This window comes from Glaciimonas sp. PAMC28666, assembly GCF_016917355.1.
GTDB lineage: Bacteria > Pseudomonadota > Gammaproteobacteria > Burkholderiales > Burkholderiaceae_D > Glaciimonas.
Genome location: NZ_CP070304.1, coordinates 4,139,243 through 4,160,703, shown reverse-complemented (window position 1 = coordinate 4,160,703; position 21,461 = coordinate 4,139,243). Strand labels below are relative to the sequence as shown.

The window sequence follows — 21,461 nt, the reverse complement described above, 5'->3', positions numbered from 1 at the left end:
CCAGCGTCAGGAAGCATCTTTACCGTTGGTCGCCGGGCGCGCATCAATGCGCAAGATTCACCTGAGTGAACTCAGCGCTGCCAATAATACTGCCACTGCTACTTGCGCTGAGGTTTCCGTCAGCGCAGGCGATGACAGACCCAGCGCTTTTGCGGGCTCTCTACCTGACATTGCTTACACTGCTGGCACTTCTGAGTCGATGCTCGGAGGTCGTCACAGCGCGTTTATTGACCACCGCCGGCGCGGTCTCGCGCATCGATAGCCCGCACAGTAGAGATATTACCCCCAGGCCCGAAAACATTAGCGCTGGCCCGATCCATCCAACCACCCCGAACAGTGCGGTCGCGATAATTGGCAACAATCCCGCCACCAGCGAGGCACCGTTATAGCCCAACGAGATGCCGGACGAACGCACGTTCGCAGGAAACTGTTCGGAGAACCAGCTCGACTCCACGGCAAAAATTGGGTCGTGGCTGAACAGTAGCGACATCGACACAGCAACTACAACCATCGTGGCCGCGCCGGTATTAATCATCAAGAACATCGGGATGCCGAACAGGACCGTGAACAGCGCGCCGAAAAGGAAAATCGGCCGACGACCGATTTTGTCGCTAAGCGCGCCGTAGGCCAGATGGCTGACAAGACCGATGGCCGATCCCGTCATCGTACCGATCAAGACCTGTTTGGTGGTCGAGAGTTGGGCCAGCACCACATACGAAAGCATGAAACTGGTTGTCAGGTAGTAGCCGCCAGTCTCCGCCATACGCAAACCGATAATCTTTAGAATGGCACGCCAGTCACTGCGAATTACCTCGAGCGCCGGTTGACGAACGATTTTATTGCTGGCTTTGACCGCCTCAAATTCGGGCGATTCGTCGACACTCATCCGAATAAAAAAGCCGACAGCGACCATCACAAACGATACGAGGAACGGAGCGCGCCATACCCAATCGCCCTCAAGCAGCGAACCGGACAGGAGAAAAGCGCCATTTGCCAGCAGCAGACCAAGCGGAATGCCCAACTGCGGCACCGCGCCAAAGAAGCCACGGCGCTCAGGTGGTGAATGCTCGCAAGCCATTAGTACCGCTCCGCCCCACTCAGCGCCAAAACCGACACCTTGTATCATGCGCAACAGGATCAACAGAATTGGCGCAATGATGCCAGCTTGCTCATAAGTGGGCAGTGCGCCAATCAGTACGGTCGCTACGCCCATCCCGATCAGGGACCATAGCAAAACGGCTTTGCGTCCGACGCGGTCACCATAATGTCCCGCCAGATAGCCGCCTAGCGGCCGCATGAGGAAGCCGATTGCCAATGTCGCAAACGACGCGAGAATGCCGACAATGGGTGTGCTCGTATGGAAGAAGATTTTTCCAAAAAAAGTTGCCGCTGCCGTGCCGTAAATAAAAAAATCATAACTTTCAACCGCCGAGCCGATCATGGAGGCAAATGACACCTTGATCGGGTTGTTGCGCATGCTACTCCTGCTTTTAGAATTGTTCATAACCTTGTCTCCGACTATCCGTTTTTTGAAATAACGTTTGTTTTTTTCTTGTGCTAACGTTTCGCTCAGGCCCAGGTCTCAATCACCCGACTATCATCGCGCAGGCCTAGTCCCGCGTCCGCCGCCTGGGAGAATCGTTCATGCGCGAGAGTGAGCAACGGTAACTGTGCACCGCAGGCCTTCCCTGCAGAGGCAACCAGCCCACTGTCCTTCACGAAAATGTTGATCGAGCTCGTGACTTCCACATCAGTACCGGCAAGCATGCGCGGACCACGATCGGACAGCATCCATGAACCGGCTGCACCTTTTTCTACAAGTCCCAACACTGCGGCGGGGTCCAATCCCAGCGAACGTGCCAGACTTAGGGCTTCGGCGGCGGCTGCGATATGTACCGAGCACAGATGTTGATTCACTACCTTGATGCTCTGCCCGTCGCCGAGTCGTTCGCCGGTCTCTCGCACGGTACCCATTGCGCGCAAGACAGGTAACGCAGATTCAACATCCTGGTTACTGCCGGAGGCAAAAATAACCAGCTCACCGGTCTTGGCCCGAGCCGTGCCGCCGGTGACGGGCGCGTCCACGACGCGTGCGCCAGCGGCACGTAAGATAGCGCCCTGTTCACGCACACTATCGGGACCGACGGTAGACATTACAAGCCAGAGCTGACCATCTGCCGCTCCGCCGACGTCACTAACCAATGTGGCTAGTTGTTGCGGTGTCGCGACCATCACGACGACGATATCGGCCTTCGGCGCTAGCGAGAAACCGGCTACCGCGTTCATGCCGCTCGCTTGCGCGTTAGTGACTCCCACTGGCGATACATCCACGCCCGTAACGGTGTGCCCAGCGCCTTGAATCCGAATTGCCATCGGCAGGCCGATTGCGCCAACTCCTGCAAAAGTGACATTCATACTGATTCTCCTAAGCTAGCCAGCGTTTAATTGTGGCGACAATCGATGACGTTGATATGCCGTATCGATCATGCAAGGTGGGAAGCGCACCGGCGGCGAGAAATTCGTCAGGTAACGCAATCTGCCGGAACGTCGGGTGAACACCGGCTTGCATCAATGTGGTAGCGACGGCTTCGCCCAAGCCACCGACAATGCTGTGATTTTCTGCCACGATCACGAGACGTCCTGGACGGCTGCACTGCTCGATGATGGTTGCAGTATCGAGCGGTTTAATGGTTGGGACGTGCAACACTGCGACTTCTGCGCTGCCGTCTGCGAGTTCATTCATCGCTTCCAGTGCACGCATGGTCATGATGCCAGAGGAGATGATCAGCACGTCCTTGCCGTCGCGCAGCAGTTTTGCTTTGCCGAGTTCGAACTTATAGTCGTATTCGTCCAATACCAGCGGTACTTTACCGCGCAGCAGCCGCATGTACACCGGTCCGACGTGCGCAGCGATGGCCGCCACTGCCTGCTCCGTATCGAGCGCATCACACGGATCGACGATGGTCATCCCCGGAATGCCGCGCATCATCGCGATATCCTCAGTGGCCTGATGGCTGGGTCCATAACCGGTCGTCAAGCCTGGCAGCGCTGCGCAAATCTTCACGTTAAGATTTTCTTCGGCGATCACCTGATGGATAAAATCGTAGGCACGGCGGGTTGCAAATACGGCGTAGGTCGTGGCAAACGGGATGAACCCTTCCTTCGCCATACCGCCTGCAGCCCCCATCAGCAGCTGTTCTGCCATGCCCATTTGAAAGAAGCGATCCGGGTGTTCATTGGCAAAAATATGCAGATCAGTGTATTTTGACAAGTCGGCAGTCATGCCGACGATGTTGGGCCGCTTGGCCGCTTCTGCAATCAGTGCATGACCAAACGGTGCATTAATAGTGCGCTGTCCTTCTGCTGCTATCGACGCGATCATGGCCGAGGTCGTCAGACGCGGCTTGGTGATAATGGCGCTCATGCGCGATCTCCTTCAGGTTGTGATGCATCGAGCAAAGCGATGGCTTCTTTCCATTCACCCGCTTCCACCCGGATAAAGTGGTTCTTCTCACGCGTTTCCAAAAACGGCACGCCTTTGCCCATCAAGGTATCGATCAGGATTACACGCGGTACCGGGTCTTTCAGCGCACGTGCCACATCGAATGCTGTAATAACCGCGTTCAGGTCGTTGCCGTTGATGCGCTGAACGTGCCAGCCGAACGCCAACCATTTATCGGCAAGCGGTTCAAAGTTGAGGATGTCGTGCGAACTGCCGTCTGCCTGCTGACGATTAATATCGACCAGCACGATCAGATTGCTCAACTTATGGTGACTCGCGGACAAAGCACCTTCCCAGGTCGCACCTTCGTCCAGTTCGCCATCCGACATTGAGTTGTAGACAAATGCCGGATTATTTTTATGCCGCAATCCGAGCGCCATGCCGACGGCGATCGTCAGTCCCTGACCGAGCGAGCCACCCGACATTTCCATGCCCGGCGTATAAGTTGCCATGCCAGACATCGGCAGGCGACTATCGTCGAAACCGTAGGACTCAAGCTCCTCTTCCTTAAGGATGCCCGCTTCCAGCATCGCTGCATAGAGCGCTATGGCGTAGTGCCCGTGCGAGAGCAAAAAGCGGTCACGCCCTTCCCACTCGGGATCGTCAGGGCGCAGTTTCATGGCGTGGCAATAAGCCACCGCCAGCACATCGGCCAGCCCTAACGCCTGCCCGATATAACCCTGGCCTTGCACTTCGCCCATGCGTAATGCAAAGCGGCGAATGCGATAAGCGTGACGGGCGAGTTTAGTATGAACTGATTCAGTTGCCGGAAGGCATTCGGTGCTAAGTGTCATCGTCTCCATCCTTAATTGTTGGAATGTTTAATGCGGTAAAACCCGTTGCAACCCGCTGCGACTGGCAGGTTACAGGTGTGTATAATTCACTTAATGTCGACAAAAATACAGTAACGGCAGCGTATCATCGCGCTAAGTCGCTGACAAAAGAAACGATTGCACTTATAGATGAATAAAATTCATAAATGAAAATGAATCCAAAGTTGCCGCTGCCATTCCTTCGTATCTTCGAAGCGGCGGGAAGGACGGCGTCCTTTGCGCTTGCGGCGGAAGAGCTGGGCTTGTCGCCCAGTGCAGTCAGCCACTCAATTCGCAAGCTCGAAGACACGATCAACCTGCGGCTATTTGACAGGAGCACGCGCGAGGTGAAACTCACGCGCCAGGGCGCCATCCTTTTGGAGCACGTTCAACGTGGACTAGAGGAAATGCGGCGCGGCCTGGCCCTTATCACGCTCGATGAACCAAGTCCGCTCAGGCTGCACACAGCGCCAAGCTTCGCTACGCAATGGCTGCTACCCAGACTTTCTGACTTTGTACGGGCAAATCCGAATATCGATTTACAAATCTCGGCGAGTACCGATTACGCGCGCTTTGAAGAAGATAATTTCGATCTGGACATTGTGTATGGCGAGCCCAAGGCATCTGCCTACGAGAAAATTCCGCTGGCGGTAGAAAGACTGATGCCGCTTTGTTCCCCTGAACTGGCAGCCCGCATTCAATACCCCGAAGATTTATACGCGCAGACCCTGATTCAATGCGACGTACAGCTTCTGCAATGGAAGGGATGGTTTGAGGCTAATCATCTGACGCCACCACATCACTACGGGCTTCACTTCGATCGCAGTCTGATGGCGATCGCTGCGGCGGTTGATGGGCTTGGTGTAGTCCTGGAATCAACGCTGCTCGGAGAGCGGGAGTTAAAGCAGGGAACGCTGGTGACGCCGTTGATCGGCAGCACCCAGGAGATTCGATATATCGGACATTACCTGGTCTATCCGAAACGTCTTCATTACCACGCTGCCTTTGAGATATTCAAAAGATGGCTGCTCGATCAAATGGGAATTGACGAAAAAGGCGGTGCTATTGATGATTAGGGATGCTAAGTCTTCTTTAGCCAGCGTTCAGAAGGGATTGACATGAATCAGGCTTCGAGCCGTTAATCCTTCGCCGAAACGTACCAATGCGGGCAACGACCAACTCGATCGTGTACATTATAGGTGCCAAGGTGTATCATTTACCTGGAGAATTAGTGCATTTTTGACATCTAACTCTCTTAAAGCAAGTCAATCATTGAGAGTTTAATAAATATCGATCCGACCCTCTTTACTCCGAATACCACATAGCGAGTTAGTCATAAATCGAAAAAACTATCGAATCAGTATATTTAATTAATTTTACCTATTTTACGAAATAGGTAATACTCTGCACCAGAGACTCCTCTCTTCCCGTACATAAAAAGGAAACGCATGAATAAGCTCACAACTGCCGCCGGCGCACCGGTAGCAGATAATCAGAACATTCAAACGGCTGGACCGCGTGGGCCTGCATTGCTACAGGACGTATGGTTTCTTGAAAAATTAGCCCACTTTGACCGCGAAGTAATCCCGGAACGTCGCATGCACGCAAAAGGATCCGGTGCTTTCGGCACATTTACGGTTACGCACGACATCACCCAATACACCAAGGCCAAGATTTTTTCAGAAGTTGGTAAAAAAACGGAGATGTTTGCACGATTTTCCACCGTCGCCGGCGAACGCGGTGCGGCAGATGCAGAACGCGACATTCGCGGTTTCTCGTTAAAATTTTATACGGAAGAAGGCAACTGGGATCTGGTCGGCAATAACACCCCAGTGTTCTTTTTGCGCGATCCAATGAAATTTCCTGACTTGAATCGGGCAGTCAAACGCGATCCAAAAACAAATATGCGCAGCGCCGATAACAATTGGGATTTCTGGACCCTGTTGCCGGAAGCTTTGCATCAAGTCACCATTGTGATGAGCGACCGCGGCTTGCCACGCTCATATCGTCACATGCATGGTTTCGGCAGCCACACGTTCAGTTTCATAAACGCAAAAAATGAACGTAACTGGGTTAAGTTTACTTTCAAGACCATGCAAGGTATTGAAAATATGACGGATGCCGAAGCGTCTGCATTGGTTGGTACTGATCGTGAAAGTGCCCAACGCGATTTACTCGAAAGCATCGATAAAAAAGATTTCCCGACCTGGAAATTGTTCGTTCAGATCATGCCGGAAAAAGATGCTGGTTCGTATCATATTAATCCTTTCGATCTGACCAAGGTCTGGCCACGCAAGGATTACCCGTTGATCGAAGTCGGCGTAATGGAGTTGAATCGCAATCCAGAAAACTACTTTGCCGATGTTGAGCAGGCTGCTTTTTCTCCAGCCAATGTCGTGCCCGGTATTAGCTTCTCGCCGGATAAAATGCTGCAAGGTCGCTTGTTCTCGTATGGTGATGCGCAACGCTATCGCCTGGGCGTCAATCACCACCAGATTCCGGTGAATGCACCACGATGCCCTGTTAATAGCTATCACCGTGACGGCTCCATGCGGGTCGACAGTAATGCCGGCAGTACGGTTGGTTACGAGCCAAATAGCAAAGGCGCCTGGCAAGAACAGCCCGATTTCTCCGAACCGCCGCTGGCGTTGGAAGGTGCAGCTGATCATTGGAATCATCGCGTCGATGACGACTATTATTCGCAGCCGCGCGCTTTGTTCCAATTGATGACGCCATCGCAGCAACAAGTGCTGTTCGATAACACTGCGCGCTCCGTAGGCGGTGCCTCCAAAGAGATCCAGGCGCGCCATATCGGCAATTGCACCAAAGCTGATCCTGCCTATGGTGCTGGGGTGGCCAAGGCTTTGAGTCTGTTGAGTAACAACAAATAAAGCTTCTGCAAATTGATTCAGTTTGATCTCAAAAAGCTCCCGCTGTGAAATACAGCGGGAGCTTTTTTTCGACGAAGTCGTTTTGAGTAGTGCGACGCTGCGGCAACGAATCCTGACGCGAGTTACCTATGTTGAAAAACTCCCTTAGAGCAGTCATCAATCAACACTAAAACTAGGGCTAAAACCAAAAAAAGGAAGCCTTTTGGGCTTCCTTTCTTATTTTGGAGCGGGAGAAGAGGCTCGAACTCTCGACCTATACCTTGGCAAGGTATCGCTCTACCAACTGAGCTACTCCCGCATTTTCTTTGCTAACCGATACAGGAGGAGATTCCCGAAATCCAAACCTATCTGGAGAGTGACCTCGGCGAAAGGTGAATCTACTCTTGTATCGGCTATGCTTTACTAAAAACTTGCAAAACACATTTAAAGCTAACTAACGAAGGACCGAAGTATAGCAGCACTATCTAAAACACACAACATCTTATTAAATTTAATATCATCACACCCAAACTTTAGCTTAAAAGCGTCGCTATTAGCCTACAGTCTCAAACGACCACCGTGGTGCAATGACATAATTATCACACTAAATTACCGAAAAAATCAATTCAATAAAAAAATATTCGAAAACTTTTGAAATATCTTTTTGCGTGCCCTGTTGTCCGCCTGGAAATTCAGTCCCATGGCGCGGACAAATTGCACTATCGACTCACAGGCTAAATGCCTGGTAAACCAACCAGATGTTAGCAGCCGAAATGATGACGAACAATGCCCAGGCTAGCACGGACGTTGTCACTGTGTTTGCAAAAACGCCCATCAAGTCGCGACGACCGGTGAGTTTAATCAACGGATACATCGCAAAAGGCAGTTGCAGGCTTAATACCACCTGGCTCATGACCAACAAGCGGCCGACTGAATGCTCCCCCAGCAGCAGCACGCCGATCAACGCGGGCACCAAGGCAAGGCTGCGGGTAATCAAACGGCGCTGCCAGCACGGTATCTTGATTTTTAGAAAACCGTCCATAATGACCTGGCCTGCTATTGTTCCGGTAAATGTGGAGCTTTGCCCCGACGCCAGCAATGCCACACCAAACAAAATTCCTGCCGCCGCGGTACCTGCAATGGGATCTAGTAAATGGAAGGCCTCATCGATCTCCACCGCGATATGGCTGCCGCCAGTATGAAAAGCTGCACCAGCCAGAACCAAAATCGCCACATTGATGAGCAACGCGACCATAAGCGAAAATACTGTATCCAGTCGCGAAAACCAGATTGCCTGTTGTCGACTGCGATCATTGTTGGCAACGACACGAGTCTGCACAATCGATGAGTGTAAATACAAATTGTGCGGCATGATCGTTGCACCGAGAATACCAATTGCAAGATAAAGCCGCTCCTCACCGGCCAATGCTTTCAAAGATGGGAGCGCACCTGCGGCGACCGCGCTCCAGTCGGGCTTCACAAACAGGAGTTCGGCAAACAGACAAACACTGATGGTGATAATCAGACCGAGAATGATGGCCTCAATCTGACGAAAGCCTTTCCCCTTAAGTCCCAGCACAATAATCGTATCGAAGGCGGTCAGCAATACGCCAGTCACCAGCGACACGCCAAAAAGCAGTTTGAACGCAAGTGCACTTCCGAGCACCTCGGCAACGTCACACGCAATAATGGAAATCTCTGCAAAAAACCAAAGTGTTTTTCCGGTACGAGGGCTGTATTGTTCACGACAGTGCACCGCCAGATCTTTTTGCGTAGCGATTCCGAGCCGCATACTAAGACACTGCAATACGATCGCAGCAAGGCTCGATAAAATCACCACGAACAACAAACTGTAACCATACTGTGATCCGGCCTGAATATCGGTTGCCCAGTTGCCGGGGTCCATATAGCCAATTGAAACCAGAAGCCCCGGGCCGGCAAAACGCCATATTTTTCGCCATAACGGCGCACCAGACGAAACGGTTACAGTACCGACTACTTCAGAGGGGCAGAACGGCGCAGTGGCCGTAGTGGGCAGACGAAACATAATTCTTTCAATACACGAGGATGAATTTGATCCAATTAGATGGCTGGCGCCAATCAATACTGGAGCGGTCCGATAATTTCATCACAAGTGTAACGACTTTACGTCGCACTATGTCGACGGATGTCCCCGAACGTAAAAATGCTGGCTTGCACCGGTGAAGCGCTATTCAGTCATGCGCTTCGTCCCGGATCAATGTGGAAGTTCAACATCGGCTACGATCAACAAGCTGGTGGAGCAAGCTCGCACCGAGCGGCGTCCCCAGTAACCTCGCACCAAACGCGTATAGATCGCCATATACAGGACGACCTGAGCCACCACGATTATCAACGCGTTAGGAATGGTATCCCCGGCAAACACAGCAAAGACGGACATGACCGCCACCCACGGACCGATAAAGCAAACAACCGCAGCATTACGTAACCATGGCCTGGCTGGATTGTGACGAAGTCGTTGACACACCACACGACGATAAATCAGCGTATGAAGATGCAAACCGTCCGCGTGCCCGGGACTCATTTTTCGGATGATTTTTCTACGATAAATACTATATAACACCTCGATAACGGGATACGCGCAGATTCCCAGCACTTGCCAGGCGCTGATCGAAGGATTGCGCGTCAGAAGTAAAACCATGACTTCTGACACCAAAAATCCTGAGAGATACGCGCCGCCATCACCGACAAACAGTCGCCCGGTCGGATAATTCACCAGCAGGAAACCAAACACTGCTCCGCCTGCCAATAGCGCCGTTTGAGTCACCAGCGCATCACCACAACGCCACGCGAGAAATCCCAAAGCAGCCAACATGATGATGACAACGGTTGCGGAGATACCATGAAAACCATCGATAATATTGATCGCATTGGTTCCTCCCGCGACCAGGAAAGCAGTTACCACAACAGCGATTGGCATAATAATCAATAACCTGTCCAGGCCCCATATATCGAGACCGTGAACAGTCGCGCCCAGTAACCAGCTGGCTAACAGCGCAGATAGAACACTTGCCCCCAAGCGCGATTTGACCGACACTTTTTTGGTGAGATCTTCCAATGTTCCCACAAAAAATATTGGGCAACTGGCCAGGATTAATTTAAAAACGTCGAGGATACCGATAGCGTTACCGTTTGCCGGACCGGTGATAAAGCACAATAGAGTCGCAAAAATGAGGCCGGTCATGACGGCGATACCACCGATCCGCGGAACCGCTATCGCGTGGAATTTCTGTACACCCGTTAAATCATGATCTAAAGAGTGCTTGCCGTGCCAATGTTGCGAAAGCACGATCAGTACACTGCTCGCAAAACTAATTATTGCGGACGCCCCGCCATAGCAAGCCATGTTTAATATGTTCATCGTATTAACCATTTTTTTCTTAATCGATCTTATGTTTGATCTTTTTTAACCACGGTACACGATGACTACGGCAAGAATTAAATCTGACCCGTACCGACGCATAATCTTAAAACCTGTTTCGACTCGCTATACCTCCAAAAAATATTCCCGACAACGGTCGATCTAAAACAAATTGCGCTCAACCCCACATGAATGCCTTGTGGCCACGATCAGGCTTGGCAAGCTGAGATATGTTCGGTATTGAAATCACATTTGGCACTCTGCGCGGCGTCATTTTCTCAATCAAAAGCCAGCGGACCAGATCTTCCCCGGACATTGGTTTTGCGAAATGAAAACCCTGTCCCACATCAAAACCAAGCTCCTGAAATAACGTCACATCAGTTTCGTATTCGATCCCTTCTGCGACTGTGCGGAGATGAAGTTTTTTAGCCAAATCGACCATCGAACGCAGAATCACGGTTGATCGTTTATATTTTCGCGCCGCAGCGATAAACGATTGATCGACCTTAACTTCGTTAAACGGCATCTGGCTAAGTTGCTGCAATGAGGAATAACCGGTGCCGAAGTCGTCAAGCGACAAACTGAAACCGTGCATATGCAATCGCGTAACTGACTCCAGCAGCCCTCGATAGTTTTTCGGAAGTGCTGTCTCGGTGACCTCGATAGTGATACGCTCAGGATTAACCTGGTGCGCGTTGACTATGGCGAGCCACCTGTTGGGTATTGCAATATTTTCCAGCGTCAATGGCGAGGCGTTAATGGAAATGCTGATCTCCGGCCTGTCCGAATACCATTTTTTGGTACATCCAAGAGCGTTGCACAACAGATCTTCCGTCAACTGATCAATCAGACCAGCAGACTCCATCAAGGGGATGAATTGCGATGGCGCAATCACGCCATGATCCGGATGCATCCAGCGTGCCAATATCTCTACCCCGACTGGTGCACCGGTCAAAAAATCCAATTTTGGCTGAAAATAAGGAACAAATTGGCCGCGCCTTAGCGCTATGCTGAGATCTTCTTTAGTCCAGCACTGGAACTGCAATCTTTTCCGATATACATATTCAGCTTTTTGCGGGTTCAAGACCGGCGATATGAGACTTTTCAGATATAAGAAGTCGATTGGCTTGCTCAGACGACCGGAAAGTCTTATCCCGTAACCCCTTACAATTTCTTCCGCAGAACTCAGCAGTTCATCGTCCACCGCAGATGAAAAAATAACGCGACCTATCTTCGCACGCGGTGCTGCACGTAAAAATTCTATCCCATCCATACCGTCCATTCGTAAATCACAGATCGTAAAATCAAACTCCTGGGCATTACCATCCAGCAGTGCTAACGCCTGATGGCCATTGGCTGCCTCAACGACAGTTCCCACGCCGATAACTTTTAAATACATTATGAGCGTCGTGCGCTGACTGTCATTTTTTTCAAGGACCAAAATCTTTTGATCAGAAAAGATGGGATAAGGAATTTTCATTAGACCAATCTTGTTTGGCCGCGCTGTACTGCTAGCGGACCGCTGTCGTGACTCAACGGAATGTCAGCCACGATCCATCGTTGCAAAACTTCTTTTAATGAGGCGATAGACGCGGGTTTCGCGATGTAACGATCCATTCCAGCTTTCAAGCAACGCTCTTTATTTCCTTCTATTTTGTTTGCGGTAACAGCGATGATGGTTAAATGTCCGTCAGTATTTTCTTCACGCTGCCTTATTCTTTCGGTCATTTCGTACCCGTCCATGATCGGCATCTGACAATCTGTGAAGATAATCTCACAGCTGTTTTCGGATAGCCACGCGGATGCTTCTGCGCCGTTCGATAGCACTTCTACGGGATTAAAACCAATATGCCTCAACTGGTGAACAATCAGTTTTTGATGCATTTTATCGTCTTCGACGACAACAATTCGAGGTTGTTCTTTCATCATATTTGGTGAATTTATTTTCCTCAATCGCTTATGGGGACCATCAAAAATTGTTCCCAACTCGTCGACGTTGTGTTCGCTCTTCACGCGCAAAAAAACCCTATAAACCAAGGTTTTTTTGCGCCGATAACATACTTACTTTTTAGGCGAGGCGGCGAGCAATCCGTTGAGCAGCCCTGTTACAGGGGCCAATGGGCCGGTGCCAGCAGAGCCAGTTAAGCCGCTAACTCCGCTAGTCAAGCCACTCACGATGCTTGTTACCGGTGCCAATGCTCCGGCACCAGGAGTCACTACACCGCTTAACGTACCAGTCAGACTCGTAATAACGCCCGTCACTGGCGTCAGAGAGCCAGCGCCGGCAGAACCACTGGTAACACCGCTTAATGTGGTGGCAAGGGTGCCAACCAATCCGGTTACAGGCGCCAATGAGCCAGCGCCTGGGGCACCTGCAACACCGCTTATTGTGGTTGTTAAACCGCTTACCACGCCTGTCAATGAGGCTAATGAACCGACGCCCGACGTAGTACCGGACACGCCGTTTAATGTACCGGTCAAACCGCTGATCAGTCCGGTCAGTGGCGACAATAAACCGGCGCCTGGCGTACCGGCTATGCCACTCAGCGGGCTAGTCAGGCTATTAACCAATACCGTCACAGAAGTCAGCGATCCAACACCAGGCGCGCTTGGCAAGCCGCCTAAAGTACCCGTGGCGCCGCTGACCAAGCTAGTCAGCGCTGCTAATGGATCGGTACCTGTCCCGGTAACGCCACCCAACCCGCCGGTCAGGTTACCAAGCAGGCCGGTTACCGAGGTCAAAGGATTACCACCTGCGCCTGCCGTGCCGCCCAGTCCACCCAAAAAGCCATTGACCTGGTTGCCTAATAACGGTTGTAAACTATTGGTCAAGCTGTTATTAGCCAGGCCGATCACCGTGTTACCGGTAGTCGTAACAACGCCACCCAAACCTGCGGATACTGGCGTATTCGAACCGCTCACCTGATTGCCAGCCGCGACTAAAGCGCCACCAACCGTAACAAGCAGGCCATTAACAGGTTGGTTAAGGCCTGTGGTGTTGCCGATCGTTTGTGTCACTGTGTTAACCGTACTGGTCAAAGGAACGATAGCAGTGCTTAATGCCAACGTGATCTGTTCAACCGGCCCGGTAGTCAATGTTTGGGTCAAGGGTCCTGCGACTTCTTTGACGACACCCCCGACCGCGATTACCAAGCCCCCAACCGGCGTCGTGACCGGAGCCAGAGCCGCAAGCTGACCGCTACCCAAATCAGCGACCAAATGGCCCGCGCTTTGAGCCGTATCGCCAACCTTGCCAATCACCCCACCGACACTTCCGACGGTGATACCGACCGGGTCAGTTGCAGTCCCAATTTGTCCAAGGCCAGTGGTTACGCCAGCGCCGAGCGTTGTCAAGATTCCGCTACCGTTGCTGACAACACCATTCAAATCGTTGGTTGCAGCAGAGGACAAGGGCAATTGGCTAGTCAATGTTGTACTCAGCCCATTCACTGCAGTTCCTACGCTGGATATGACTGAGCCTGTGTTCGAAAGGAGATTTGAAGTAGAGGCATTGCTATTGCCGCCCGGAGGGACATTGCCCCCGGTTGGGCCAGTTGGGCCGGTGCCCCCGGTTGGACCGGTAGCGCCGGTTGGGCCGGTGGCACCAGTGGCGCCGTTTGCGCCATTCGCACCATTCGAACCGTTAGAACCATTAGAACCACTAGTGCCGTTCGTGCCGTTCGTGCCGTTAGAACCATTAGTGCCAGCTGTTCCTGTGCCGCCCGATGTTCCTGTGCCGCCATCTGTTCCTGAGCCTCCAGTGGCTCCGCCAGCGCCACCTGTGGATCCACCTCCAGTAGTTCCACCACTTGTGCCGGTGGTTCCAGCGGCTGCAGTACCACTACTCGCTCCACCAACCTTGCCTAAGGTGCCGTTGCCAGCACATCCCGACAACAAGCCGGCGAACAATAGTGATACCGCGACGAGTGTTCTTTTTTGCGTAGTTTTCATGATATTTCTCCCATTTTGTAACGCAGAAAAAGCCTGCTTTGGCTCGTTAATGCAAATTACATACCAGCGAAAAATATCGTAAAAACGTCCGTATCCAATCGCCCAGCCGTTTATTTATTTTTGTAAAATTAACCTTTTAAATCAATGACTAAGAATATTTAATTTGGCTTTTTTGCCTTATTTTTGATTTGTACAAGCGTAGATATCTGGCCGTTACACGTTACGTAACATCAAGGAACACCGGGCCATCGCATGCGTCGGCCATCACTCCCTTACGAAATTGAAAAACAGGACCTTCGCACCATTCGATGCGTTAATTTTTAGCCGAAAATAGCCAGTCGATAGCTACCTCCGAAGCTATTCAACTTAGCAGCAGCCTAGGCTTTGTTACGGCCAAAACTATCGGTCGGCAATGGCAACAGGCGCAAAATAAAAACGGCCGGAACACAAAGTAGAATCGCTAAAGCGCTGCTCATCAAACTCCATCCGAAGCCGTAGTCATAATCTTTGGGAACCATGTGCAGAGAAGTCGCGATACCTCGAATCAGGCTGAAAAAAATGAAGTGCAAAGGAAAAATGGTTAGCGTATTTGCTGATAGCCACCTCGTTATTCTCGATGATGGCAATAAACGAGAAATAGAAAATGTCGCGAAAATTCCTAACATGGCGGTAGGTAGATAAAGTGCTGGCCACAATCCAAAACGCATATTTGCGAGGTCAACAGGGCCATTTTTTGATACAAAAAAAACCAGTAGCACCATTGCGAAAAGAAACAATGAAACCAGGTGGGAAAGCTTTATTCTGAGAAAATAGTTTTTCTCCCGAACAGTCTGCCCGAAAGCATAGAACGCCAACGCAATTAGCATGGGGGCTAAGCCTAAAGGCGTTTTATAGGAGGTCGATTGCCACAGTAATGAAATAGAACCTGCCAAGGCTAAAAATAACCAGGTTGAGGTCGTCGTCGAGAAAAATTTACGCGACGCATGATAAGCAATGACTGTGGATAGAAAGCAAGGGAAAAACCACAACGGGGGGTCGACATATAAATCGGACTCGTGGCCTGTCACAAAACCGCCAATGGGCGCATACCATGCGGTCCCTGAATATATTAGTGCCTTCGCGCCAATATTGCGCGTAGCCAGCCAGTATATAAATGCAAACAAAAAAAATAGAACATAAGGTATGCCTATATTTTGTAATACTTTTTTTGAATTGTTGAAGATTGTTGTCTCTAATTTAGTAGATTTAATCAGAAATCCGGAAATAAAAAAGAATAGCGGCACGTGAAAGCTGAAGATGAAATGTGACAGGTAACCCGGCAATCCTTTGCTATGCCCAATAACAATAAGGGCAATACCGATGGCTTTGGCATTATCGATAAAGCCGAAGTGATTAACCGCGGCCTTTATACGCGGCGCCCCCAGGTTGGCGCTCCGCGGTTCTAGTGTTCCAATGCTCACGACACCAATCTCGTATCCGAAAACAGGTCTGGTGCCAATAGCCGTTCAACCGCCTCGGGCCACGTCAAATGTGCTTTTTCGGGTGCCAGACGCGGCGCTGCCAAGGCACCTTGCATAGCGCGCAAAATTGAATCGGCATCCCCGGGCGTATAACCAAAGCGCGAAGCATAATCACCCACCACGCCCTCCGGACAAACTGAAGGCAATTTAAAAAAATCGTATTGCATCAGCTTCATGGAGGTATCGGAAAGATAGCGCGGGACGTTCGCCGAGCGATAGGGTGCAACTCCCACTGATGCATGTTTGATGTAGGGCAGCGTAAGGCGGTGTGGCATTTCGTCATGCACAATAACGTTCTTTCCGAAGTCCGGGTGCGCGCTCATACCACACCCGATAACATGAAACGTCACCTCAGGAAAAAGTCTCGATGCGATGACAAAGAAATCCGGATCGAACAACATCGATCCAACCGATACGGCATGCAGTCCCGGCCCGTATGGTGACGGGTCTGCGTGATCTTCCACCGAGTAATCAAAACCATGCGGGACCACGTAGCAATTTTCCAGACCAGGCATCTCATCGGCCATGAGAGGCGAAGTCAGGCAAATGGCATCCATTTTGGGGCCAACCTGCGCGAAAGTTTCCTTGACATACGCTGCAACATTGATCGTAGCAAGGTCATCCGAAGCAAGATAAATAGTCTTAGCCTGCGGATTCAAACGTTTAACAAGATCAAAAAAAATAGGAGCGATGCCACTTTCGAAGATGATAACGTCCGCACTTTTTATCCACTCGACCAAGACCGGATTAGGATTATTAACGTAGCGTCTAAACAAGAAATTTTCTATTGGGGCGAAAATATTTTTCCGCGTATTGAACGGATGGATAAATGTCTTCCATAGAAAACAGCTGACACCATCACGCAAGCCGACTTTATTTGCGAGACTATTTAACGACTTCCTGGGATCAGATTTTAGCTGTGACAGAAAACTGTATTGGCAAGAAAAAAAACTGGTCGGACCGTATTTTTTTAATTCGGCCGCTATAAAATGCACGCTAACGCGTCGTCGGGACCTATAGTCATGGGCCGTTATCATTAGAGATCGCATGCTTTATCTTTCTTGGATTAATTTCTTGTTAACCTGAATTCTGATCTGACCGAACATCAAATAAACAGTTTTCTTCGTTGCCTGAGGGTTCTGCGTAATGTGGTATTAAGTTTTTTTATAAAAGTTAGGATGTATTCGCAATAGGCTCTCCTTAAAAAGCCAGAACGGCATCTGGTTTTTCCGAAAGAATCACGCGCTTGAATTCCGCTTGTATCCGTGCCAGTGCAGCATCCGATTTGGCCTCAAAGCGCATGACTGCCACCGGTGTGGTGTTCGATGCCCGTACCAATCCAAAGCCGTCCGGATACTCAACGCGCAAACCATCGATCTTGATGATGTCGTCGGCGCCGGGAAAATCCGCTTGCTGCTGCAGCGCTGCAATCAATGCGAAATTTTCGCCTTCGGCCAGAGTGAGTTGCAATTCGGGGGTACTGGACGATTGCGGCAGCGCATTCAGAACCGCCGATGGATCGCTCTCGCGGCTGAGTAATTCCAGCAATCGAACGCCGGCATACAAACCATCGTCAAAGCCATACCAGCGATCTTTGAAGAATACATGTCCGCTCATTTCGCCACCCAGCGGCGCACCGGTCTCACGCATCTTGGCTTTCACCACGAGTGACCGGTCTTCCACATCAGCGGCTTGCCACCGTGCTGGGCAATCCATGGTGCCAGATGGCGCGTGCATTTGACATCATATAAAATTTCCTGGCCGGGATGCCGGGTCAGCACATCAGCGGCAAAGAGCATCAACTGCCGATCCGGATAAATGATCTGACCGTCTTTGGTGACCACCCCCAGTCGATCGCCATCGCCATCGAATGCCAGCCCGATTTCTGCATCGGTCGTTTGGAGCGCCCGAATAACATCTTGTAAATTTTCCGGGTGCGCAGGGTCCGGATGATGATTCGGAAAGGTACCGTCGACTTCACAAAACAGTTCCTGCACTTCGCATCCCAATGCGCGATACAACTCTCCTGCGAACGCACCCGCCACCCCATTGCCGCAATCGACCACGATCTTCATCGGCTTCGCCAGTGTCACGTCGCTCAAAATCCGTTGCAGATACGCGTCCTTGATATCGTGGGTGCTGTAACTCCCACCCTGCACGGCCTGTCCGACGGCTTTTTTTACATCGTGCGAAATGATCGCCTGATATAACGCCTGAATGGTCTCGCCATAAATTGCCTCGCCCGCAAGGACCATTTTGAAGCCGTTGTAATCAGGGGGATTGTGGCTGCCGGTCACCATGACGCCAGATTGCGATCCCAGCACATGGGTCGCAAAATACACCATGGGCGTAACGACAATGCCCAGATCGATCACGTCCACACCCACGTCTTGCAATCCTGCTGCCAGGGCCGCGGTCATTTCCGCCCCGGATAAGCGGCCATCACGTCCAATCACAACGGTCTTTTGAGCTTTGGCAAGGGCTGCCATACCGAAGGCTTGCCCGATCTGGCGCGCGATACCGGCGTCAAGGGTTTTACCAATGACGCCTCGGATATCGTAGGCTTTGAATATCGAATTTTGGATTGGGAGCATAACTTTATAGTCCGTTCAAATGGGTATGGTTAGGGCACTTAAAAACCCAACGAAAAACGTTTTAAACGGAAATGTGTAAAACCGCGTTATCTGATAGCGCGGTGAGAGCAGAACCCAGGCAGGCACCTGCAAATTACAAACTTCCTTAACTACGTTTGTATATGTCCTCGAAGCGAACGATATCGTCCTCCCCCAGGTAACCGCCTGACTGTATTTCAATCAAATGTAAGGGCATTTTTCCTGGATTTTCCAACCGATGGTTGACCCCGATCGGAATGTAGGTTGATTCATTTTCGGTAAGGAATTTTTCTTCTTCTCCGCAAGTGACTCGCGCTGTTCCGCTGACCACTACCCAATGTTCGGCGCGATGATGATGCATTTGAAGCGATAGTTTCCCACCGGGGTTGACGGTGATTCGCTTCACCTGGAAACGGTCCCCAATATCGATGCCTTCATAACTTCCCCAAGGCCGATAGACTTTCGTGTGATTCAGATGTTCGGTGCGATTGTTGGTCCTCAAATCGTCGACGATTTTTTTTACTTTCTGAACCTGGTCCTTGTGCACGACTAATACAGCGTCCTTGGTTTCAACCACGATCAGATCCTCGACGCCAACCACCGCCACGAAGCGACCTTCCGCCCGAATCATTGAATTCTTGACGCTGTCGGTATACACGTCGCCGCGTACTACATTTCCGTCAATATCGTCGTCCAGAATTTGCCACAAGGCAGACCACGATCCAACGTCGTTCCAGCCTATCTCTGCTGGCACCACGACCGCATGCGCAGTGTGCTCCATGACCGCATAGTCAATTGACTCGGACGGACAAGTGGCAAAAAAAACCTCGTCCAGACGGCAGAAATCGAGATCACGATAGGCGTCGTTAAACGCTTTCCGACAGCTGTCGGCGATAGCAGGACGGAAGGCATTCAGTTCTTCAAGGTAGCGCGATGCCAGAAATAGAAACATGCCACTGTTCCAGCTATAAGCTGGGTCAGCGACAAAAATCTCGGCTGTCGGTCGGTCGGGCTTCTCAACGAATTTTTCAACGCTGTAACAGCCGTCAGTGCCGTCGACTGCTTTTCCCCGACGAATATAGCCGTAGCCAGTCTCCGGACCGGATGGCACAATACCGAAAGTCGCCAGAGCACCGCTACGCGCCGCTTGTGCCGCACGTTGCACCGCGACATGAAAAGCTTCAACGTCAGCAATCACATGGTCGGCAGGAAGCACCAGCATCAGGGCTTCCTTGTCATCTTTCAATAAAAAATGTGCTGCAGCGGCTACTGAAGGCGCAGTATTTTTTCCTTCCGGTTCGAGTAAGATACCCAATGGTGTGATGCCGATGGCGCGCAATTGCTCCGCCACGAGAAATCGATGCTCGTTACCGCAGGTGATGAGCGGAGGCATCAGCTCGGTCCACTCAGACAAACGCAACAAAGTCTCTTGCAGCATCGAAAAATTAGAACAAAGCGGCAACAACTGCTTTGGGAGCGCCTCCCGCGAGAGCGGCCATAAGCGCGTTCCAGAACCTCCTGCAAGGATTACGGGATAGATTCTCATGAAACCCCTAACGGCAACGCTGCCGTGGTTTCCGCCCTGTTCTTTGGATGGGTGGCTTGGGGCGGTTTTGATTGCGACGCAGAGTGCAATTCAGCTTGCACCTCGGGCTCCATTTCCGGCGGTTTGTCGCGCGCATCGCCCCACTCATGTTTACCGGACTCTGGCAATTGTAACAAGTCGCCAGCGCGATTCACGCTATATTCCTTCACTACGACCATTTCTTCCAGATAAGCATCAGGCAATATCCGCGTGTATTCAAACAGGACACTACGCACCACCTCTGAGCCGGTACATATGTGACTGCCGTGCCCAATCCAGGTGGGACCGATAATGGTGCAACCAGACTCAATCAGGCAACCGGCACCGATATATACCGGACCTCGAATGGTCGTTCCCTCCCAGTCTATGCTGGTGTTGAGGCCAACCCATACGCCGTCGGCGATTTGCGTTCCGGGAACTTCCAGCTGGGCGACTTCGCCTAGTAAAACACTCTGCAGCACGCTCCAGTAATCGGTTACCGTGCCGATGTCGATCCAGTTGAAGAAGCGTTGTTGCGCATAAAACGGCAAGCCTTTTTCAGCCATCAATGGAAATAAGTCGGATCCGATATCAAACATCGTGCCGACCGGGATCAGATCGATGGCCTCGGGTTCAAAGATATAAATGCCTGTACTGGCAAAATTGGAGAGTGCATCCTCCTGCTTCGGCTTCTCCTGAAACGATTTGATCCGTCCATCGGGATCGGTCACCACCACGCCGTAACTATCGACTTTATCCCAAGGGACTTCCTTGGTAATAACGCTGACCATTGCGCCTTTTTGCTTATGCTCAAACAATGCCGAAGTCAGGTCGAGATCGATCAACGCATCGCCGCAGATCACGATCGTCGTGTCATCGAAGAAATTGGCGAATTCCTGGATCTTCTTGATGCCGCCTGCCGAACCTAAGGGCTCCGGGATGACTTCACCGCTCTCATTGATATAGCCCTCAAAGGAATAACCAATCTGAACGCCGAACTGACTTCCGTCACCGAAATACTCTTCAATTTTTTGATGCAAATAGCTGACGTTCACCATAATGTCGCGCACGCCGTAACTGGCGAGGAACTCGACCAGGTAAGCCATCACTGGCTTTCCCAAAATCGGTATCATCGGCTTTGGAAGATCATAGGTCAAAGGACGAACGCGAGTGCCCTTACCCGCTGCTAATATCATTGCTTTCATTTTTGCACCTCGTAATTAGTTCCGT

At 51.1% G+C, this 21,461-nt stretch carries 15 protein-coding genes, 1 tRNA gene and 1 pseudogene; 2 read left to right on the top strand and 15 right to left on the bottom strand.

Annotation, left to right across the window (positions count from 1 at the left end):
- Positions 1 to 160 precede the first annotated feature (160 nt).
- The 4 genes from JQN73_RS17680 to JQN73_RS17665 form a co-directional block, all read right to left on the bottom strand.
- Complete coding sequence (locus tag JQN73_RS17680) at positions 161 to 1,504, bottom strand: MFS transporter (protein WP_205320283.1); 1,344 nt, start codon at positions 1,502 to 1,504, stop codon at positions 161 to 163.
- 65 nt (positions 1,505 to 1,569) lie between these two features.
- The gene (locus JQN73_RS17675; RefSeq protein ID WP_205320282.1) at positions 1,570 to 2,415 is read right to left on the bottom strand and encodes an NAD(P)-dependent oxidoreductase; all 846 of its coding nucleotides are present in this window, start codon (positions 2,413 to 2,415) and stop codon (positions 1,570 to 1,572) included.
- Positions 2,416 to 2,425: 10 nt separating this feature from the next.
- Positions 2,426 to 3,424 (bottom strand): transketolase family protein, encoded by a 999-nt coding sequence (locus JQN73_RS17670; RefSeq protein WP_205320281.1) that lies wholly within the window; start codon positions 3,422 to 3,424, stop codon positions 2,426 to 2,428.
- Entirely contained in the window at positions 3,421 to 4,296 is an 876-nt protein-coding gene (locus JQN73_RS17665) for a transketolase (RefSeq protein WP_205320280.1), read from the bottom strand. Before JQN73_RS17665 ends, JQN73_RS17670 begins: the two co-directional genes overlap by 4 nt.
- 185 nt (positions 4,297 to 4,481) lie before the next feature.
- Between JQN73_RS17665 and JQN73_RS17660 the strand changes: the two genes are divergently transcribed.
- Together JQN73_RS17660 and JQN73_RS17655 are read left to right on the top strand one after the other, a co-directional pair.
- Positions 4,482 to 5,390, top strand: coding sequence for a LysR substrate-binding domain-containing protein (locus JQN73_RS17660; protein WP_205320279.1), 909 nt, complete (start codon positions 4,482 to 4,484; stop codon positions 5,388 to 5,390).
- 372 nt (positions 5,391 to 5,762) lie between these two features.
- Positions 5,763 to 7,205 carry a catalase gene (locus JQN73_RS17655; protein ID WP_205320278.1) on the top strand — a complete coding sequence of 481 codons (1,443 nt, stop codon included), beginning with the start codon at positions 5,763 to 5,765 and terminating at the stop codon, positions 7,203 to 7,205.
- 222 nt (positions 7,206 to 7,427) lie between these two features.
- Here the strand turns inward: JQN73_RS17655 and JQN73_RS17650 are convergent.
- The 11 genes and pseudogenes from JQN73_RS17650 to JQN73_RS17600 all read right to left on the bottom strand — a co-directional run bounded on the left by JQN73_RS17650 (position 7,428) and on the right by JQN73_RS17600 (position 21,436).
- Positions 7,428 to 7,503: transfer RNA gene (locus tag JQN73_RS17650), tRNA-Gly, on the bottom strand.
- A gap of 408 nt (positions 7,504 to 7,911) precedes the next feature.
- Complete coding sequence (locus JQN73_RS17645; RefSeq protein WP_205320277.1) at positions 7,912 to 9,231, bottom strand: Nramp family divalent metal transporter; 1,320 nt, start codon at positions 9,229 to 9,231, stop codon at positions 7,912 to 7,914.
- Positions 9,232 to 9,420: 189 nt separating this feature from the next.
- Positions 9,421 to 10,584, bottom strand: coding sequence for a glycosyltransferase (locus JQN73_RS17640; RefSeq protein WP_205320276.1), 1,164 nt, complete (start codon positions 10,582 to 10,584; stop codon positions 9,421 to 9,423).
- 178 nt (positions 10,585 to 10,762) lie between these two features.
- The gene (locus JQN73_RS17635; RefSeq protein WP_205320275.1) at positions 10,763 to 12,064 is read right to left on the bottom strand and encodes an EAL domain-containing protein; all 1,302 of its coding nucleotides are present in this window, start codon (positions 12,062 to 12,064) and stop codon (positions 10,763 to 10,765) included.
- Positions 12,064 to 12,597, bottom strand: a complete 534-nt coding sequence (locus JQN73_RS17630) for a response regulator (RefSeq protein ID WP_205320274.1) — start codon at positions 12,595 to 12,597, stop codon at positions 12,064 to 12,066. The genes JQN73_RS17635 and JQN73_RS17630 overlap by 1 nt, the downstream gene beginning before the upstream one ends.
- A gap of 48 nt (positions 12,598 to 12,645) precedes the next feature.
- On the bottom strand, positions 12,646 to 14,535 hold the full coding sequence (locus JQN73_RS17625) for a collagen-like triple helix repeat-containing protein (protein WP_205320273.1): 1,890 nt from the start codon (positions 14,533 to 14,535) through the stop codon (positions 12,646 to 12,648).
- A 377-nt stretch (positions 14,536 to 14,912) separates the two neighbouring features.
- Entirely contained in the window at positions 14,913 to 15,995 is a 1,083-nt protein-coding gene (locus JQN73_RS17620) for an acyltransferase family protein (RefSeq protein WP_205320272.1), read from the bottom strand.
- A complete protein-coding gene (locus tag JQN73_RS17615; RefSeq protein ID WP_205320271.1) occupies positions 15,992 to 16,831 on the bottom strand; it encodes a hypothetical protein in 840 nt (279 codons plus the stop codon). Before JQN73_RS17615 ends, JQN73_RS17620 begins: the two co-directional genes overlap by 4 nt.
- A gap of 424 nt (positions 16,832 to 17,255) precedes the next feature.
- Positions 17,256 to 18,649, bottom strand: a pseudogene (locus JQN73_RS17610) (phosphomannomutase/phosphoglucomutase).
- A gap of 145 nt (positions 18,650 to 18,794) precedes the next feature.
- A complete protein-coding gene (locus JQN73_RS17605; RefSeq protein ID WP_205320270.1) occupies positions 18,795 to 20,213 on the bottom strand; it encodes a mannose-1-phosphate guanylyltransferase/mannose-6-phosphate isomerase in 1,419 nt (472 codons plus the stop codon).
- Entirely contained in the window at positions 20,210 to 21,436 is a 1,227-nt protein-coding gene (locus tag JQN73_RS17600) for a sugar phosphate nucleotidyltransferase (RefSeq protein WP_205320269.1), read from the bottom strand. Before JQN73_RS17600 ends, JQN73_RS17605 begins: the two co-directional genes overlap by 4 nt.
- Between the last annotated feature and the right edge of the window lie 25 nt (positions 21,437 to 21,461).

Excerpts from the sequence above, each read along its gene's own strand:
- JQN73_RS17635 (WP_205320275.1), bottom strand. The coding sequence starts at position 12,064 with ATGAAAATTCCTTATCCCATCTTTTCTGATCAAAAGATTTTGGTCCTT.
- JQN73_RS17670 (WP_205320281.1), bottom strand. The coding sequence starts at position 3,424 with ATGAGCGCCATTATCACCAAGCCGCGTCTGACGACCTCGGCCATGATC.
- JQN73_RS17680 (WP_205320283.1), bottom strand. The coding sequence starts at position 1,504 with ATGAACAATTCTAAAAGCAGGAGTAGCATGCGCAACAACCCGATCAAG.
- JQN73_RS17660 (WP_205320279.1), top strand. The coding sequence starts at position 4,482 with ATGAAAATGAATCCAAAGTTGCCGCTGCCATTCCTTCGTATCTTCGAA.
- JQN73_RS17655 (WP_205320278.1), top strand. The coding sequence starts at position 5,763 with ATGAATAAGCTCACAACTGCCGCCGGCGCACCGGTAGCAGATAATCAG.
- JQN73_RS17625 (WP_205320273.1), bottom strand. The coding sequence starts at position 14,535 with ATGAAAACTACGCAAAAAAGAACACTCGTCGCGGTATCACTATTGTTC.
- JQN73_RS17605 (WP_205320270.1), bottom strand. The coding sequence starts at position 20,213 with ATGAGAATCTATCCCGTAATCCTTGCAGGAGGTTCTGGAACGCGCTTA.
- JQN73_RS17665 (WP_205320280.1), bottom strand. The coding sequence starts at position 4,296 with ATGACACTTAGCACCGAATGCCTTCCGGCAACTGAATCAGTTCATACT.
- JQN73_RS17600 (WP_205320269.1), bottom strand. The coding sequence starts at position 21,436 with ATGAAAGCAATGATATTAGCAGCGGGTAAGGGCACTCGCGTTCGTCCT.
- JQN73_RS17645 (WP_205320277.1), bottom strand. The coding sequence starts at position 9,231 with ATGTTTCGTCTGCCCACTACGGCCACTGCGCCGTTCTGCCCCTCTGAA.
- JQN73_RS17675 (WP_205320282.1), bottom strand. The coding sequence starts at position 2,415 with ATGAATGTCACTTTTGCAGGAGTTGGCGCAATCGGCCTGCCGATGGCA.
- JQN73_RS17640 (WP_205320276.1), bottom strand. The coding sequence starts at position 10,584 with ATGAACATATTAAACATGGCTTGCTATGGCGGGGCGTCCGCAATAATT.